General features: G+C 44.3%; 22 protein-coding genes and 1 rRNA gene. All 23 read left to right on the top strand.

The window, feature by feature from the left end; translation table 11 throughout:
• The first annotated feature begins 13 nt into the window (after positions 1-13).
• Complete coding sequence (rpmD, locus tag AC5W14_RS16140) at positions 14-202, top strand: 50S ribosomal protein L30 (protein ID WP_496060589.1); 189 nt, start codon at positions 14-16, stop codon at positions 200-202.
• A gap of 31 nt (positions 203-233) precedes the next feature.
• Positions 234-674 (top strand): 50S ribosomal protein L15, encoded by a 441-nt coding sequence (gene rplO, locus AC5W14_RS16135; protein ID WP_496060588.1) that lies wholly within the window; start codon positions 234-236, stop codon positions 672-674.
• Complete coding sequence (gene secY / locus AC5W14_RS16130; protein ID WP_496060587.1) at positions 674-1,966, top strand: preprotein translocase subunit SecY; 1,293 nt, start codon at positions 674-676, stop codon at positions 1,964-1,966. The genes rplO and secY overlap by 1 nt, the downstream gene beginning before the upstream one ends.
• Before the next feature lie 74 nt (positions 1,967-2,040).
• Positions 2,041-2,694, top strand: coding sequence for an adenylate kinase (locus tag AC5W14_RS16125; RefSeq protein WP_496060586.1), 654 nt, complete (start codon positions 2,041-2,043; stop codon positions 2,692-2,694).
• A complete protein-coding gene (gene map, locus AC5W14_RS16120) occupies positions 2,691-3,437 on the top strand; it encodes a type I methionyl aminopeptidase (RefSeq protein WP_496060585.1) in 747 nt (248 codons plus the stop codon). The genes AC5W14_RS16125 and map overlap by 4 nt, the downstream gene beginning before the upstream one ends.
• Before the next feature lie 22 nt (positions 3,438-3,459).
• Entirely contained in the window at positions 3,460-3,789 is a 330-nt protein-coding gene (locus AC5W14_RS16115; protein ID WP_496060584.1) for a KOW domain-containing RNA-binding protein, read from the top strand.
• Positions 3,776-3,994: a translation initiation factor IF-1 gene (gene infA / locus AC5W14_RS16110; protein ID WP_091663629.1), complete on the top strand. Its 219-nt coding sequence runs from the start codon at positions 3,776-3,778 to the stop codon at positions 3,992-3,994. Before AC5W14_RS16115 ends, infA begins: the two co-directional genes overlap by 14 nt.
• Before the next feature lie 70 nt (positions 3,995-4,064).
• Complete coding sequence (rpmJ, locus tag AC5W14_RS16105; protein ID WP_120194610.1) at positions 4,065-4,178, top strand: 50S ribosomal protein L36; 114 nt, start codon at positions 4,065-4,067, stop codon at positions 4,176-4,178.
• 19 nt (positions 4,179-4,197) lie between these two features.
• A complete protein-coding gene (gene rpsM, locus AC5W14_RS16100) occupies positions 4,198-4,563 on the top strand; it encodes a 30S ribosomal protein S13 (protein ID WP_496060583.1) in 366 nt (121 codons plus the stop codon).
• Between the two features lie 28 nt (positions 4,564-4,591).
• On the top strand, positions 4,592-4,984 hold the full coding sequence (rpsK, locus tag AC5W14_RS16095) for a 30S ribosomal protein S11 (RefSeq protein ID WP_120194612.1): 393 nt from the start codon (positions 4,592-4,594) through the stop codon (positions 4,982-4,984).
• A 185-nt stretch (positions 4,985-5,169) separates the two neighbouring features.
• On the top strand, positions 5,170-6,114 hold the full coding sequence (locus AC5W14_RS16090; protein WP_496060582.1) for a DNA-directed RNA polymerase subunit alpha: 945 nt from the start codon (positions 5,170-5,172) through the stop codon (positions 6,112-6,114).
• Positions 6,115-6,150: 36 nt separating this feature from the next.
• On the top strand, positions 6,151-6,516 hold the full coding sequence (gene rplQ / locus AC5W14_RS16085; protein WP_496060581.1) for a 50S ribosomal protein L17: 366 nt from the start codon (positions 6,151-6,153) through the stop codon (positions 6,514-6,516).
• A 229-nt stretch (positions 6,517-6,745) separates the two neighbouring features.
• Positions 6,746-7,558 (top strand): energy-coupling factor transporter ATPase, encoded by an 813-nt coding sequence (locus AC5W14_RS16080; RefSeq protein WP_496060580.1) that lies wholly within the window; start codon positions 6,746-6,748, stop codon positions 7,556-7,558.
• Complete coding sequence (locus tag AC5W14_RS16075) at positions 7,555-8,433, top strand: energy-coupling factor transporter ATPase (protein WP_496060579.1); 879 nt, start codon at positions 7,555-7,557, stop codon at positions 8,431-8,433. Before AC5W14_RS16080 ends, AC5W14_RS16075 begins: the two co-directional genes overlap by 4 nt.
• The gene (locus AC5W14_RS16070; protein ID WP_496060578.1) at positions 8,426-9,223 is read left to right on the top strand and encodes an energy-coupling factor transporter transmembrane component T family protein; all 798 of its coding nucleotides are present in this window, start codon (positions 8,426-8,428) and stop codon (positions 9,221-9,223) included. The genes AC5W14_RS16075 and AC5W14_RS16070 overlap by 8 nt, the downstream gene beginning before the upstream one ends.
• A gap of 7 nt (positions 9,224-9,230) precedes the next feature.
• Complete coding sequence (gene truA / locus AC5W14_RS16065) at positions 9,231-9,986, top strand: tRNA pseudouridine(38-40) synthase TruA (RefSeq protein ID WP_496060577.1); 756 nt, start codon at positions 9,231-9,233, stop codon at positions 9,984-9,986.
• Between the two features lie 197 nt (positions 9,987-10,183).
• Complete coding sequence (gene rplM / locus AC5W14_RS16060) at positions 10,184-10,621, top strand: 50S ribosomal protein L13 (RefSeq protein WP_496060576.1); 438 nt, start codon at positions 10,184-10,186, stop codon at positions 10,619-10,621.
• Between the two features lie 23 nt (positions 10,622-10,644).
• Positions 10,645-11,037 carry a 30S ribosomal protein S9 gene (gene rpsI / locus AC5W14_RS16055; protein ID WP_120194620.1) on the top strand — a complete coding sequence of 131 codons (393 nt, stop codon included), beginning with the start codon at positions 10,645-10,647 and terminating at the stop codon, positions 11,035-11,037.
• Positions 11,038-11,161: 124 nt separating this feature from the next.
• Positions 11,162-11,476 carry a hypothetical protein gene (locus tag AC5W14_RS16050; RefSeq protein WP_496194997.1) on the top strand — a complete coding sequence of 105 codons (315 nt, stop codon included), beginning with the start codon at positions 11,162-11,164 and terminating at the stop codon, positions 11,474-11,476.
• Positions 11,477-11,677: 201 nt separating this feature from the next.
• Complete coding sequence (locus tag AC5W14_RS16045) at positions 11,678-12,067, top strand: PilZ domain-containing protein (protein ID WP_496060574.1); 390 nt, start codon at positions 11,678-11,680, stop codon at positions 12,065-12,067.
• Positions 12,068-12,168: 101 nt separating this feature from the next.
• Entirely contained in the window at positions 12,169-13,215 is a 1,047-nt protein-coding gene (locus AC5W14_RS16040) for an Mrp/NBP35 family ATP-binding protein (protein WP_496195002.1), read from the top strand.
• A 152-nt stretch (positions 13,216-13,367) separates the two neighbouring features.
• A complete protein-coding gene (locus tag AC5W14_RS16035; RefSeq protein WP_496194996.1) occupies positions 13,368-13,997 on the top strand; it encodes a KinB-signaling pathway activation protein in 630 nt (209 codons plus the stop codon).
• Between the two features lie 523 nt (positions 13,998-14,520).
• Positions 14,521-14,632: ribosomal RNA gene (locus tag AC5W14_RS16030) — 16S ribosomal RNA — on the top strand; the annotation flags it as partial.

Raw genomic sequence — 14,632 nt, 5'->3', positions numbered from 1 at the left:
GGAGGGAAACAACATGGCCAAAAAAGTGGAAATTACCCTCAGCCGTAGTTTAATTGGTCGTCCCAAGGATCAGCGTGTGACGGTTAATACTCTGGGTCTTCGTCAAATGCACCACACTGTGGTGCACGAAGACAACGCTGCTATTCGTGGAATGATTAACAAAGTATCTCATCTATTAACTGTAAAAGAACTAGACGCATAATACGATTTCTAAAGGACAGGGAGGTGTCAACATGAAACTTCATGAGTTGAAGCCTGCAAAAGGATCTACGAAAACACGCAATCGCGTTGGACGTGGAGTCGCAACCGGAAATGGAAAAACTTCCGGTCGCGGTCAAAAAGGGCAGAATTCTCGTTCTGGCGGCGGTGTACGTCTTGGATTTGAGGGTGGTCAAAACCCAATTTTCAAACGCCTTCCAAAACGTGGATTCACTAACTATACAAGAAAAGAGTACGCAATCGTTAACATCGAAACATTAAACCGTTTTGATTCCGGTACAGAAGTTACACCGGAGCTTCTTATTAAAGAAGGTGTCGTAAGCAAAACTAAAAATGGTGTGAAAATCCTTGGGGATGGAAACGTCATTAAAGATCTAACGGTGAAAGCGAACAAGTTCTCAGCTTCTGCTAAAAGTGCAATTGAAGCGGCTGGTGGAAAAACAGAGGTGATCTAATGTTTCGCGCGCTCTCTAACATTTTTCGTGTGAGTGATTTAAGAAATAAGATTTTCTTTACTCTTCTCATGCTAGTAGTATTTCGAATAGGAAGCTTTATACCAGTTCCTGGATCTAATCAAGATGTCTTGAATTTCCAGGACCAAGCAAATGCTTTCGGGTTCCTTAACACTTTTGGTGGTGGAGCCCTTTCGAATTACTCTATCTTTGCTATGGGCGTTATGCCCTACATTACTGCATCTATTGTAGTTCAGCTTTTAAGAATGGATGTTGTGCCAAAGTTTACAGAGTGGGCGAAAGAAGGGGAAGCAGGAAGAAGGAAGCTGGCGCAGTTTACGCGCTACTTTACCGTTATTCTTGCCTTTATCCAAGGGCTTGGAATGTCTATTGGATTTAATAACTTATTTCCAGGACTTATTCCGAATCCAAGTGTTCCCCAATACATTTTTATAGCACTAATTATGACCACTGGAACAGCATTTTTGATGTGGCTGGGTGAGCAGATTACGGCAAAAGGAGTAGGGAATGGTATATCCATCCTTATTTTTGCTGGAATCGCGGCCGGGATCCCCGGCGGGTTAAACCAGATCTATGCCACACAAATCGAAGATGCCGGCCAGCAGTTGTTTATGGGAATTGTTACGCTTGCGCTTTTGGCATTAGCGGTACTCATTATTATCGTGGGTGTTATTTTCGTGCAGCAGGCAATTCGCAAAGTGGCGATTCAGTATGCTAAACGTTTAACAGGACGCAGCCAGGTAGGCGGCCAATCAACGCATATTCCGTTGAAAGTTAACTCTGCCGGTGTTATTCCCGTTATTTTTGCGTTATCTCTCTTTATTTTCCCACCAACGGTAGCCGGGTTAATTGGAGAAGACAACGCAGTGGCAAACTGGATTGTGCAAAACTTTGATTATACGCAGCCATTTGGCATGATTATATATGCAGCTTTAATTATCGGGTTCACGTACTTCTATACATTTGTCCAGGTTAATCCTGAGCAGATGGCAGAGAACCTGAAAAAACAAGGCGGTTACGTGCCGGGAATCCGCCCGGGCAAAACCACTGAAACGTATATCCGTCGTATTTTGTATCGTTTAACGTTTGTAGGGGCTTTGTTCCTTACGGCGGTATCTCTTATTCCTGTGTTTTTCACAGCACAGATGGGACTTCCACAGACGATTCAAATTGGCGGTACTGGCCTTCTCATCGTTGTTGGTGTGGCATTAGATACAATGAAACAGATCGAGAGCCAGCTTATTAAGAGAAGTTATAAAGGGTTTATCAAATAGATAAGCCGCGCATTAGGGGATGAGGAAGAAAGCCGCCTTGCCCCTCACGAAATCGTAAAGATGGAGGAGATATCGTGAATTTGATATTAATGGGGCTTCCAGGTGCCGGTAAAGGTACACAAGCCGAAAAGATTGTAGCAAAGTACAACATTCCTCATATTTCAACAGGTGACATGTTTCGTGCAGCCATTAAAGACGGTACCGAACTTGGTAAAGAAGCAAAGTCTTATATGGATGCAGGGAACCTTGTCCCAGATGAGGTAACGATCGGCATTGTGCGGGAGCGGCTAAGTAAAAGCGACTGCGAAAGCGGCTTTCTTCTCGATGGTTTCCCCCGTACTGTGGCTCAAGCAGAGGCCTTGGAAGATATACTAAGCTCTTTAGGCAAAAATCTTGATTATGTTCTTAACGTTGACGTTCCTAAGGAAAAGCTGGAAGAGCGCCTGACGGGACGCCGTGTATCGCCGACTTCAGGCAAAACGTACCATGTAACTTATAATCCTCCTAAACAGGAAGGCATTTGTGATGTTGATGGAAGTGAGCTTGTGCAGCGCGATGATGATAAGCCGGAAACGGTCAGAAAACGCCTTGAAGTGAATATCGAACAACAGCAGCCTCTTATTGATTTCTATACAGACAAAGGCTACATCCGTAATGTCAGGGGCGACCAGGATATTAATGTAGTATTTGATGAAATAGATGCTTTGTTGAAAGGAATTCATGAATGATCATTTGTAAAACAGAACGAGAGCTTGATATTATGCGCGAGGCTGGCAAAATCGTTGCGTTGACGCATCAAGAGCTGCAAAAGCACATTAAGCCCGGGGTTACTACCCGGGAACTTGATGGCATTGCCGATAAAAAAATACGTCAGCATGACGCGATTCCATCCTTTAAAGGGTATAATGGATTCTCCGGAAGTATCTGTGTATCAGTCAATGAAGAATTGGTGCATGGCATACCGGGTAAAAAAGTATTAAAAGATGGCGACATCATTTCTATAGATATCGGAGCCGAATATAAGGGCTATCATGGTGATTCTGCCTGGACTTATGCGGTAGGAACGATTACGGACGCTGATCAGCAGCTGCTTGATGTAACGGAACAAGCGTTATACGAAGGGCTGAAGGAAGCGAAGCCGGGAGAGCGCCTTACTAACATGTCCCACGCGATTCAAGCATATGCAGAGAAGCACGGCTTTTCAGTTGTGCGTGAATACGTGGGTCATGGGGTTGGGCAGAATCTGCATGAAGACCCGCAGATCCCTCATTATGGTCCTCCAGGAAAAGGGCCGCGCTTAAAGCCTGGCATGGTACTTGCCGTTGAACCAATGATCAATGCGGGAGAACGTTATGTTCATACTCTTTCTGACAACTGGACAGTCGTAACGACTGACGGGAAAAACTGTGCTCACTTTGAGCATACTATTGCCATTACCAATGAAGGATATGAGATACTAACAAAAGCCTGATTAACAATAAAGGTGATGATGAATGACAGAATCAGAGTCGCTGCCCGGGATCGGCCAGATTGTCCGGATTCGCAAAGGGCGGGAAGCCGGTAATTTTGCCGTAGTCATTGGTTTAGTAGATGATCGTTTTATTTTAGTAGCAGATGGAGAAAAGCGGAAATCCGACCGTGGGAAAAAGAAAAACAAAAACCACGTAGAGTTTCTGCCGCACATTTCTGAAGAGGTAAAGCGAAGTTTAATGGAAACCGGACGTGTGACCAATGCTAAGTTGAGATATGCTCTGATAATCTATAAAACAAAGCATAGCACAGAGTTACTGAAGGAAGGAGAATACATGCATGGCCAAAGATGATGTTATTGAAATGGAAGGCACTGTTCTTGAACCTCTTCCAAACGCAATGTTTCGCGTAGAGCTTGAGAATGGGCATAAAATTCTAGCGCACGTTTCTGGTAAGATCCGGATGCACTTTATCCGCATACTCCCAGGAGACAAAGTAACCGTTGAAATTTCCCCATATGATTTGTCACGCGGACGTATTACGTACCGCTATAAATAAAAACCGGCAGGATGAGTCGTAGCACGTTTACTCTCGCATGTACTCCAAGCGGTTAAGGAGGTAAATAAACATGAAGGTGAGACCGTCAGTCAAACCAATGTGTGAAAAATGTAAAGTAATCCGCCGTAAAGGTACGGTTATGGTTATTTGCTCCAATCCAAAGCACAAGCAAAAACAAGGCTAAATAAAAAGGAGGTGCTCAAATGGCACGTATTGCAGGTATAGATGTTCCACGCGATAAGCGTATTGTAATTTCTTTAACGTATGTTTATGGTATCGGTAAATCCGCGGCACAAAAGATTCTTAAAGAAGCTAACATTGATGAAAGCACGCGTACTCGCGATCTTACAGAAGATGAACTTGCTAACATTCGTACTGTAGTTGAAAACTTTACAGTGGAAGGTGACCTTCGTCGTGAAAAGTCACTAAACATTAAGCGTCTTATTGAAATCGGAAGCTATCGTGGCATTCGTCATCGCCGTGGTCTTCCTGTAAGAGGACAGAACACGAAGAACAACGCCCGTGGCCGTAAAGGTGCACGTCGTACAGTAGCAAACAAGAAAAAATAATCATTTACGAAAAGGAGGTTAACTTACTATGGCTAAGCCAAAAACAAACAACCGTAAACGCCGTCAACGTAAGAATATAGAGACTGGAATCGCGCACATCCGTTCAACATTCAACAACACGATCGTGACGATTACAGACACACAGGGAAATGCTTTATCCTGGGCAAGTGCTGGAGCATTAGGTTTTAGAGGCTCACGTAAATCTACTCCTTTCGCTGCACAGATGGCTGCTGAAACAGCTACTAAAGCTGCAATGGAGCACGGTCTTAAAAGCGTAGAAGTAGCTGTTAAAGGACCAGGTTCCGGACGCGAAGCTGCTATTCGTTCTTTACAGGCAACTGGACTTGAGGTAAACATGATTCGTGATGTAACCCCAGTTCCTCATAACGGATGCCGTCCGCCAAAACGCCGTAGAGTATAATTTTCAGAAGTTGGTGCAACGCCTAGCTTTATGATGGATACAGATTTCCTTGTAAAAGCTTATGCATTATAAAGAAACAGGTTCGTCGCTTAATCGGAAGCTGACTAAATGAAAATGCCCGAATCGCTTACCTATGTAAGCCGATGACAGGAAATTCTACGTTTTGAAGGAGGGTATATTGTTAAATGATCGAAATCGAGAAGCCTAATATCGAAACGGTTGAAGTAAGCGAGGATGCCAAATATGGCAAGTTTGTTGTAGAACCACTAGAGCGTGGGTATGGAACAACACTTGGAAACTCCTTACGCCGCATCCTTTTATCCTCTCTTCCAGGTTCAGCTGTCACAACAGTACAGATTGACAGCGTCCTGCATGAGTTCTCCACTATTGAAGGTGTGGTAGAGGATGTTACAACCATCATATTAAACCTAAAAAAGCTGGCTCTGAAGATTTATTCAGATGAAGAAAAAGTATTGGAAATTGAACAAACGGGCGACGGCATTATCAAGGCGAAAGATATTACCCATGATAGTGACGTAGACATTTTAAACCCGGATCTTCATATCGCTACTCTTACAGAAGGAGCCAATCTTCACATGCGTTTAACTGCTAAACGCGGAAGAGGGTATGTTCCAGCTGAAGGAAACAATGCGGATGACCTTCCAATTGGTGTTCTTCCTATCGATTCCATCTACACTCCGGTATCACGTGTGAACTACCAGGTAGAAAACACACGTGTCGGGCAGATCACTAACTATGATAAGCTCACTATGGATGTATGGACAGACGGTAGTATTCGCCCTGAAGAAGCTGTTTCGCTTGGAGCGAAGATTCTTAACGAACATTTAAATATCTTCATCGGATTAACAGACCAGGCTCAAAACGCAGAAATTATGGTGGAAAAAGAAGAAGATCAGAAAGAAAAAGTGCTTGAGATGACTATCGAAGAGCTTGATCTATCTGTTCGTTCTTATAACTGCCTGAAGCGTGCCGGCATTAACACCGTGCAGGAGCTTACCCAGAAATCCGAAGATGATATGATGAAAGTTCGTAACCTTGGACGTAAATCATTAGAGGAAGTTCAAGAAAAACTAGCGGAACTTGGTTTAGGTCTTCGTAAAGAAGAATAGAACAAGCCACGCAATATTTATGAAGGAGGGAATTAAATGACTGCATATGCAAAGCTTGGACGTGACAGTTCAGCAAGAAAAGCACTATTTCGTGACTTGGCTACAGACTTGATCATCAATGAAAGAATTGAGACAACTGTATCTAAAGCAAAAGTATTGCGCCCTATTATCGAGAAGATGGTAACCCTTGGCAAGCGCGGAGATCTTCACGCACGCCGTCAGGTTGCTGCTTATATTCGTAAAGAGGTAGCTAACGAAGAAACAGGACAGGATGCTATTCAAAAGTTATTCGATGAGATTGCTCCTCGTTTTGAAGACCGCCAAGGCGGATACACTCGCGTGCTTAAAGCAGGTCCCCGCCGCGGAGACGCAGCTGAACTTGCTATTATCGAGTTCGTATAAGTAATTTTTCACGGGCTGATAAAAAAGGGCTGGACGGATCTTTAGAGGATTGCGTCTACGCCCTTTTTTAAAAACCGAAAAGACATTTAATCAAGAGACCAGGTTCTTTCTTTCAGAAAGGCCTGGAGCCTCTCTTTTTTTCTAAAAAAGCAGGCTCCTTTAAAACCTGGATGCAAATGTGCTGTATGGTGAAAAGGACGATGCATGTTTGAGAAAAGAGGACTAATCAATGAAGGCAGTAACGTTAAAAAATGTTCATTTTCAATATGAAGAAGACGGCCCCGTCGTACTATCTGACGTAAGTGCCTCTGTTCAACATGGAGAATGGATTGCTGTTATTGGCCCGAATGGTTCAGGGAAATCTACGTTGTCACGATTATTTAACGGATTGCTTCTTCCCCAGTCAGGAGATATTCATATTAATGGAAAATCCATTTTTTCCGATGAAGACCTGCCTGTTATTCGAAGAGAAGTGGGAATGGTCTTTCAAAATCCGGATCATCAATTTGTAGCACCTACTGTTAGGGATGATATCGCATTTGGAATGGAAAATGCCGGTGTACCTAGAGAAGACATGCTTCAACGTATTGAAACAGTAGCCCGTCAGACGGGAGTAGAAGATATTTTAGATAAAGAACCACATCGGTTATCCGGTGGACAGAAACAGCGTGTTGCTATCGCTGGGGTATTAGCTCTTTATCCATCCATCATGGTATTGGATGAAGCAACCTCTATGCTGGATCCAAATGGAAAACAAGAAGTCTTACATACTATTCGTTCTCTGCATGCCTCAAGTGATGTGACGATCTTATCCGTTACGCACCAGCTGCATGAAGCCCTCATGGCGGACCGCGTATGGTATATGGAAAACGGACGCATTATTCATGATGTTACAGCAGAAGAGCTGCTGAACAATTTAGATTGGCTGCAAGAGAAGAACATCCCATTGCCTTATGCTGCATCCTTGTATCAGTCTCTAGCACACAAAGGGATTTCCTCCCGGTCATTAGAAGCATTTCTTTGGAGGGAAAAAAGCAGATGAAGGTATCATTAAAAAACATAGAGCACACTTATATGAAAAAGACGCCGTTTGAAAAACAGGCATTAGCGAACGTTAATGTTGATTTCGAAAAGGGGTCTTTTACTGCTATCATCGGGCATACCGGTTCAGGAAAATCCACCCTTGTCCAGCACATAAACGGTCTTTTAAAACCCCACAGCGGACAGGTAACGGTAGGAAGCCGGACAATTGATGCCAAATCCAGGCGCAGACAGATTAAAGCACTGCGCGAGCATACGGGCATGGTGTTTCAATACCCGGAGCATCAGCTGTTTGAAGAAACAGTAGAAAAGGATTTATTGTTTGGTCCCCGTAATGCGGGCAAAGAAGAAGCCCGGACGAAAAAAAGACTTCCGGAACTGCTGGAGCTGGTTGGATTGGATAAAAGCTTTCTGGGCCGGTCTCCTTTTGAGCTGAGCGGGGGACAGATGCGGCGTGTGGCAATAGCGGGGGTGCTGGCCGTGGAGCCGCAAGTGCTCATTCTGGATGAGCCGACTGCCGGCCTGGATCCGCAGGGACAGGAGGAAATCCTTTCCTTGTTCAAAACCTGGCAGGAGCAGTATCAGACAACGACTATTATGATCACGCATCAAATGGAAGAAGCTGCGCGTCTGGCAGACCGGATTATTGTTATGAGCGAAGGGCGGATTACGATGGAAGGGGCTCCTTCTGTCATTTATGAAAAACAGGCCGAACTGAAGGCTCTTCATTTAGATGTGCCGGAACAGGTCAAAGTATTAAAGCAGATCGAGCAGGAAATGGGAGTAGCATTTTCCAGCTACCACTTGAGACCGGAAGAAGCAGCCCGGGAATTGGAAGAGAAACTTCAACAGAAAAAAGGCGATACCCATGTTTGAACACGTGATTATAGGCCAGTATCTCCCGGGCCGCTCCATTCTTCACCGAATGGATGCGAGAGCGAAGCTGGCTTCTATCTTTCTATTGATCGCGGCAATTTTCCTGACTAATTCCTGGAGCGGCTATGCCGTATTAGGCGGCACAGCTGCAGCAATATATCTTTCGTCCGGCGTGCCGTTTCGTTATATACGAAAAGGGATGGCTCCTATTTTTCTGCTGGTGCTGTTCACCTTTTTTATTCATGCCCTGTTTACGAGGGAAGGAGAGGTGCTCTTTTCACTCGGAGCTTTTCAGTTTTATGAAGATGGAGTGATCCAAGGATTGTTTATTGCTCTTCGACTGCTGCTGCTGGTGTTTCTGACCTCGCTGTTGACCTTGACGACGAGTCCGATTGAGTTAACAGATGCGATGGAGCAGTTTTTATCGCCCCTGCGTCGTTTTCGCTTCCCGGCCCACGACGTAGCAATGATGATGTCTATTGCAATCCGATTTATTCCAACACTGATGCAGGAAACCGAAAAAATTATCAAAGCACAGACTGCACGCGGCGCTGATTTTAACAAAGGGTCTCTAAAAGACAGGGCCCAGGCGTTCGTTGCCCTGCTGGTGCCGTTATTTGTACGCTCTTTTAAACGAGCGGAGGATTTAGCGTATGCAATGGAAGCAAGAGGCTATAACAGCGGAGCGGAGCGTACAAAGCTTCGTCAGCTGATTTGGAAAACAAGAGATACGGCTGCCTGCGTGCTGGTCGTGGTGCTGGTGGCAGCATTATTTTTATTAAGGGAGTAACAAAAGGATGAAGTACAGAGTAAAAGCGGTGATCGCTTATGATGGAACGAATTATTCCGGCTGGCAGATGCAGCAAAACAGCAAAACCCTTCAAGAAGTCATAGAAAAAGGTCTGACTAAAATGCACCGGGGCAGAAAAGTAACGATTTTTGCTTCCGGACGGACCGATGCCGGTGTTCATGCCAATGGACAGACCATTCATTTCGACACCGACTATTATGTTCCGGAAGAGCGGTGGCCGATTACCTCCTCCGGCTTATTTCCATCTGATATCCAAATACTGTCGGCAGAATACGTGGATCCTTCTTTTCATGCCCGTTACGACGCCCTTGGTAAAGAGTACCGCTACCGGGTGCTCACGGGAAGAACAAGAGATGTGTTCCGACGCCATTATACGTATTTTTATCCCAAGCCGGTGGAAGTGGAGAAAATGAGAGAGGCGCTGCCTTTTATCGAAGGAACGCATAACTTTTCCTCTTTCTGTTCTACCGGGACGGGCGTAACAAGCATGGTGCGGACCATTTATGAGGCACGTATTGAAACACATGGGGATGAACTGCATTTTGTTTTTAAGGGCAGCGGCTTTTTGTATAATATGGTACGTATCTTAGTAGGTACGTTTCTGTTAGTCGGCAATGGCCGTATCGAACCAGGAAAAATCAAGTCTATTCTGGAAGCAGAAGACCGGTCCAAAGCAGGACAAACCGCACCGGGGCATGGTCTTTATCTGGAACGTGTAGTATACGAGGAAGGCCCGTTCTAACAGTGATTAAGCGGATAGTGAAAAATCTTTTAAAAAACAACGATTCCTGGTGTACATTGCATTGACATTAAGGAAGGCATGTTATATGATAGTTGTTGGCATTTCAAAGTCCCACAGCCCCGGGATACGGAATGATAATGGACGATGACAACTGACAAAAACCAATAAAAAAAGAACTAATTAGGAGGGAAAAAATAATGCGTACAACATACATGGCAAAGCCAAAAGAAATTGAACAAAAATGGCACGTTGTAGATGCTGACGGACAAACTCTTGGACGTCTTTCCAGCGAAGTAGCATCCATCCTTCGCGGCAAGAACAAGCCTCAGTTTACTCCTCACGTTGATATGGGAGACCACGTTATTATTATTAATGCAAGCAAGATTCACCTTACAGGAAAGAAGCTCCGTGATAAGATTTACTACAAGCACAGCGGACATCCAGGCGGCCTGAAAGAAACAACTGCCGGAGACATGCGTGCAAACAAGCCGGAGAGAATGCTTGAGCTTGCTATCAAAGGCATGCTTCCAAAGACATCTCTTGGACGCGTACAATCTAGAAAACTTCACGTATTCGCAGGTTCTGAACACAATCATCAAGCACAACAGCCAGAGAAGTACGAACTTCGCGGCTAAATTAGAAGGAGGGAAATTATATTATGGCACAAGTGCAATACTACGGTACCGGACGTCGTAAAAATTCTGTTGCTCGTGTTTTTGTCGTACCAGGCGATGGCCGTGTGACGATAAACAACCGCGACATTGATGAATACTTCAACTTTGAAACACTTAAGCTTATTGTAAACCAACCACTCGTAGAAACGGGAACTGAAGGTCAGTATGACCTTAAAGTGAACGTAAACGGCGGTGGATTCACAGGACAGGCCGGTGCTATCCGCCACGGTGTAGCCCGTGCGCTTTTAGACGTTGACCCTGATTTCCGTAAGTCTCTTAAGGCTGCCGGATTCCTTACTCGTGACCCACGTATGAAAGAACGTAAGAAGCCCGGTCTTAAATCAGCCCGTCGCGCTCCTCAGTTCTCGAAGCGTTAATCATTTCAATGCAAAACCTTTCGGCCCTATTGGCTGGAAGGTTTTTTTGCGGTCAGACAATGTAGTTGACTTTCTGGAGAGTTCGGGATAAATTACGAACATAACCTACTAGGAGGGAAACGCCATGATCAGCGGACAGTTAGAAAAGTGTGTACGAAAAGCTCTGCACTGTAATGAAGGCAGTACGTACGGGGGAAATGTGACGGCTTCGTTTATAGAAGGCAGAGGAGGCGTTTTCACAGCGGCTTCGATCGCACTGGCTCATTATTACAGAGTAGGCAGTGAAGCTTCTAAGAAAAAGATAGAAGATATTTTAAATAAAGCTTCTTTTTTTCAAGAACATCCATTGGAAGATAATAAGGAGCTCGCCGAAGAAATTTTAAACGAAATTAAGCTGATTCAGGAAGAAATTTTTATTGACCGCTATCAGGTTGATTAAAAGCCAGGCACCGGTAAGGTGTCTTTTTTACGACTGTTTGTAAGAGAGTCTTAATCTTTTATATTAATACACATACTTTAGTTGTAATACTAAGTAATCATAATATATACTTAATATGTAAATAATTGATCGTAATATAGTGCGTTGCAGGGCGGTGTTTACTGGACGTTATGCAGCTGCCATATGAGCAGGAGGAAAAATATGAGCAACCAAAGGCGGGATGTCCGTTTTAATTTTGAATCTCACCCTATTGAAGGAATGTTTTCTATATATAAAATGCAGGAAAAGATTATCGAAAGCAAACCGGCCCGTATGTATCTTCAGGATTTATCAGCCGGCGGTCTGCGGTTTTCCACCAGGCTGGATATTCCCTTAGCAGAGGAAGTAATGTACTGTTTTACTTTTCAGGTGCTGCAGACGCCTTTTAAACTGTATGGCACAATCGAGCGTAAAGAAAAAGAGGGAAGCCGCTATTACTACGGGGTGAAGCTTGTACACAGTGACCGGCAGATGCGTCTGAAAATCATTCAGATTGTTAACCGGCTTGCTATTAACAGAAGAAAGAGAGAGCGGCTGATTAAAGGCAGATAGGATTTATTTTGCCTGTTTGTATAGCAAACGTTTGAAAAGAACCTAGAAAACAATGTATGCTAGGAGCAGAACAAATTGCTGCTAAAAGGATGGTGTCCGTTTTGATCACAGAAGAGCAGGTCCTCGAGGCCTTAAAAAGCATAGAGGATCCCGATTTAAATAAAAGCGTTACGGAAACAGGTGGAGTAAGAAGCGTTCGAATTAAAAATGGCAATGTAAGCGTTAAGATTGCCCTTGCCCGCACAGGTACGCCTGAACAAATGAAAGTACAGCAGGACGTAGTTAAATTGTTAAAAGATGCCGGAGCGGAGTCCGTTGGTCTTCGTTTTGAAGCATTAGAGGAAGAGGAAATAGAAAAGCACGGCGGCGGGTCTCCTGCTTCTGCGTCTCTATTATCCAAAGACAATAAAACTGAGTTTATCGCAGTAACAAGTGGTAAAGGCGGCGTAGGGAAATCAACCGTTTCTGTTAACCTTGCAGTGGCGCTGGCCAGAGCAGGGAAAAAAGTTGGTATTATTGATGCAGACATATATGGCTTCAGTGTGCCGGACATGATGGGCATCGATACGCGTCCAAAGGTAGAAAACGACCGTATCTTCCCAGTAGAGCGATTCGGTGTGAAAGTAATGTCGATGGGCTTTTTCGTAGAAGACAATGCTCCAGTTATCTGGAGAGGTCCGATGCTTGGAAAAATGTTAAATAACTTCTTTAACGAAGTAGAGTGGGGCGAGTTGGACTACATCGTGCTGGATCTTCCGCCGGGTACCGGGGATGTGGCTCTTGATATCCACACGATGCTTCCGGAATGTAAAGAAATCGTTGTAACCACCCCTCACGCAACAGCAGCATTTGTCGCAGCGCGTGCAGGTGCAATGGCTATTCGTACCCACCATGAAATTCTGGGTATTGTTGAAAACATGGCCTACTTTGAAAGCAAGGTTACCGGTGAGAAAGAGTACGTGTTTGGTGAAGGCGGCGGGGAACGCCTGAAGGATGAGCTGAAAACAGAAATACTCGGCCGTATCCCACTCGGCCAGCCGACAGAAAATAAAGACATCTTTGCTCCTTCCGTATATGAAGAAGAGCATCAAATTGGATCTATCTATAAAGATATGGCCCAGCGGGTAGTGGAGAAAATCGGCAAATAATACAACAAAGCACTTCTTTTCTTTTACATAAAGAAAGGAAGTGTTTTTTTCTATTTGAATGAAGCGGTTTCAAATACCAGGTAGCTTTTTTAATGCCTGCTTGATAGAATTTACAAGAAGCCACATGTGAAGACATAAGGGGTGCAGCAATAGTGAATGCGAGGAAAGTAGTTTATTTGTTTTTTTCTACACTGCTTATAGGGGCGCTTAGCGGAGCAGTGGTAGGGATAGTAATAGACCCCTCTACATATTTCAACGGCGGGTTTTTAAATTTCCTGTTTGGATTGATCTGGATTCTAGGAATCAGCGCAGCGATCAGCCTGGTGGCCCAGATGGGGTACTTTGCGTATTTAACTCTTCATCGTTTTGCGCTGAGCCTGTTTAAAACGACAAAGCTTTGGAACCGGGTGCAGATGGTGCTGATTGCTTTTGTGTTTTTTGATCTCGTTTACTTTCGTTATATTGCTTTTGCAGAAGGAAACGAAACGATTCTCGACTATATGGTGATGCCGATTGTCTTTTTGGTCCTTGCAGGAGCGGTTGCTTATCGAAAGAAATTAGAAACGAACAGTCAGGCCTTCATTCCTGCTTTCTTCTTTATGTTTGTAGTCACGACGATAGAATGGCTTCCGGCTCTTACAGTAGGAACGGTAAACGACTCCAAATGGCTTTGGATTTATATTACCCCGCTGTTTGTCTCCAACGCCTGGCAGCTTCTTCTTCTTCACCGACTGACGAAAGCCAGCGGTTCGACAGTCAAAGGGAAGCCTCTTCGATCCTAAAGAAGAGGCTTCTTTTCTTTTAAACAAGAGAGAAACAGAAAAAAAGAAAAATACTGAATACAATGATTTTGGGAGAATATGAAAAAATAACGCATAACATGTTGACGTTTATTAATTGACCGTGGTACATTACTTCTTGCGCCACAAAAAGCGAAACAGTAAAGAAAAGTTGGAAAACAAAAAAACAAAAATAAAGTATTGACTTACTTTGACCAACTTGATATACTAATAAAGTCGCTAAATTGAGGCGAAGCAGCAACACCACGTGTCCTTTGAAAATGGAATGAAAACAACGCGCGAAATATCAAGTCGCGGCAGGCAAGGCCTGCTGCGCAATGTAAGACCAGCACGATCTAAGCATCAACTTTCATGGAGAGNTATACTAATAAAGTCGCTAAATTGAGGCGAAGCAGCAACACCACGTGTCCTTTGAAAATGGAATGAAAACAACGCGCGAAATATCAAGTCGCGGCAGGCAAGGCCTGCTGCGCAATGTAAGACCAGCACGATCTAAGCATCAACTTTCATGGAGAGTTTGATCTTGGCTCAGGACGAACGCTGGCGGCGTGCCTAATACATGCAAGTCGAGCGCACGAACCCGGCGGACCTCTTCGGAGCGAAACCGGGGGAGTGAG

Source organism: Sinobaca sp. TMA16-18 (assembly GCF_059510535.1).
The sequence above is the reverse complement of the archived record's forward strand: the minus strand, read 5'-3'. Positions and strand labels throughout refer to the sequence as shown.

Coding starts and splice junctions, on each gene's coding strand:
- secY (WP_496060587.1), top strand. CDS start 674: ATGTTTCGCGCGCTCTCTAACATTTTTCGTGTGAGTGATTTAAGAAAT.
- map (WP_496060585.1), top strand. CDS start 2,691: ATGATCATTTGTAAAACAGAACGAGAGCTTGATATTATGCGCGAGGCT.
- AC5W14_RS16045 (WP_496060574.1), top strand. CDS start 11,678: ATGAGCAACCAAAGGCGGGATGTCCGTTTTAATTTTGAATCTCACCCT.
- AC5W14_RS16070 (WP_496060578.1), top strand. CDS start 8,426: ATGTTTGAACACGTGATTATAGGCCAGTATCTCCCGGGCCGCTCCATT.
- infA (WP_091663629.1), top strand. CDS start 3,776: ATGGCCAAAGATGATGTTATTGAAATGGAAGGCACTGTTCTTGAACCT.
- rpsM (WP_496060583.1), top strand. CDS start 4,198: ATGGCACGTATTGCAGGTATAGATGTTCCACGCGATAAGCGTATTGTA.
- AC5W14_RS16090 (WP_496060582.1), top strand. CDS start 5,170: ATGATCGAAATCGAGAAGCCTAATATCGAAACGGTTGAAGTAAGCGAG.
- truA (WP_496060577.1), top strand. CDS start 9,231: ATGAAGTACAGAGTAAAAGCGGTGATCGCTTATGATGGAACGAATTAT.
- rplO (WP_496060588.1), top strand. CDS start 234: ATGAAACTTCATGAGTTGAAGCCTGCAAAAGGATCTACGAAAACACGC.
- rplQ (WP_496060581.1), top strand. CDS start 6,151: ATGACTGCATATGCAAAGCTTGGACGTGACAGTTCAGCAAGAAAAGCA.
- rpsK (WP_120194612.1), top strand. CDS start 4,592: ATGGCTAAGCCAAAAACAAACAACCGTAAACGCCGTCAACGTAAGAAT.
- AC5W14_RS16115 (WP_496060584.1), top strand. CDS start 3,460: ATGACAGAATCAGAGTCGCTGCCCGGGATCGGCCAGATTGTCCGGATT.
- AC5W14_RS16075 (WP_496060579.1), top strand. CDS start 7,555: ATGAAGGTATCATTAAAAAACATAGAGCACACTTATATGAAAAAGACG.
- rpmD (WP_496060589.1), top strand. CDS start 14: ATGGCCAAAAAAGTGGAAATTACCCTCAGCCGTAGTTTAATTGGTCGT.
- rplM (WP_496060576.1), top strand. CDS start 10,184: ATGCGTACAACATACATGGCAAAGCCAAAAGAAATTGAACAAAAATGG.
- rpmJ (WP_120194610.1), top strand. CDS start 4,065: ATGAAGGTGAGACCGTCAGTCAAACCAATGTGTGAAAAATGTAAAGTA.
- AC5W14_RS16080 (WP_496060580.1), top strand. CDS start 6,746: ATGAAGGCAGTAACGTTAAAAAATGTTCATTTTCAATATGAAGAAGAC.
- AC5W14_RS16050 (WP_496194997.1), top strand. CDS start 11,162: ATGATCAGCGGACAGTTAGAAAAGTGTGTACGAAAAGCTCTGCACTGT.
- rpsI (WP_120194620.1), top strand. CDS start 10,645: ATGGCACAAGTGCAATACTACGGTACCGGACGTCGTAAAAATTCTGTT.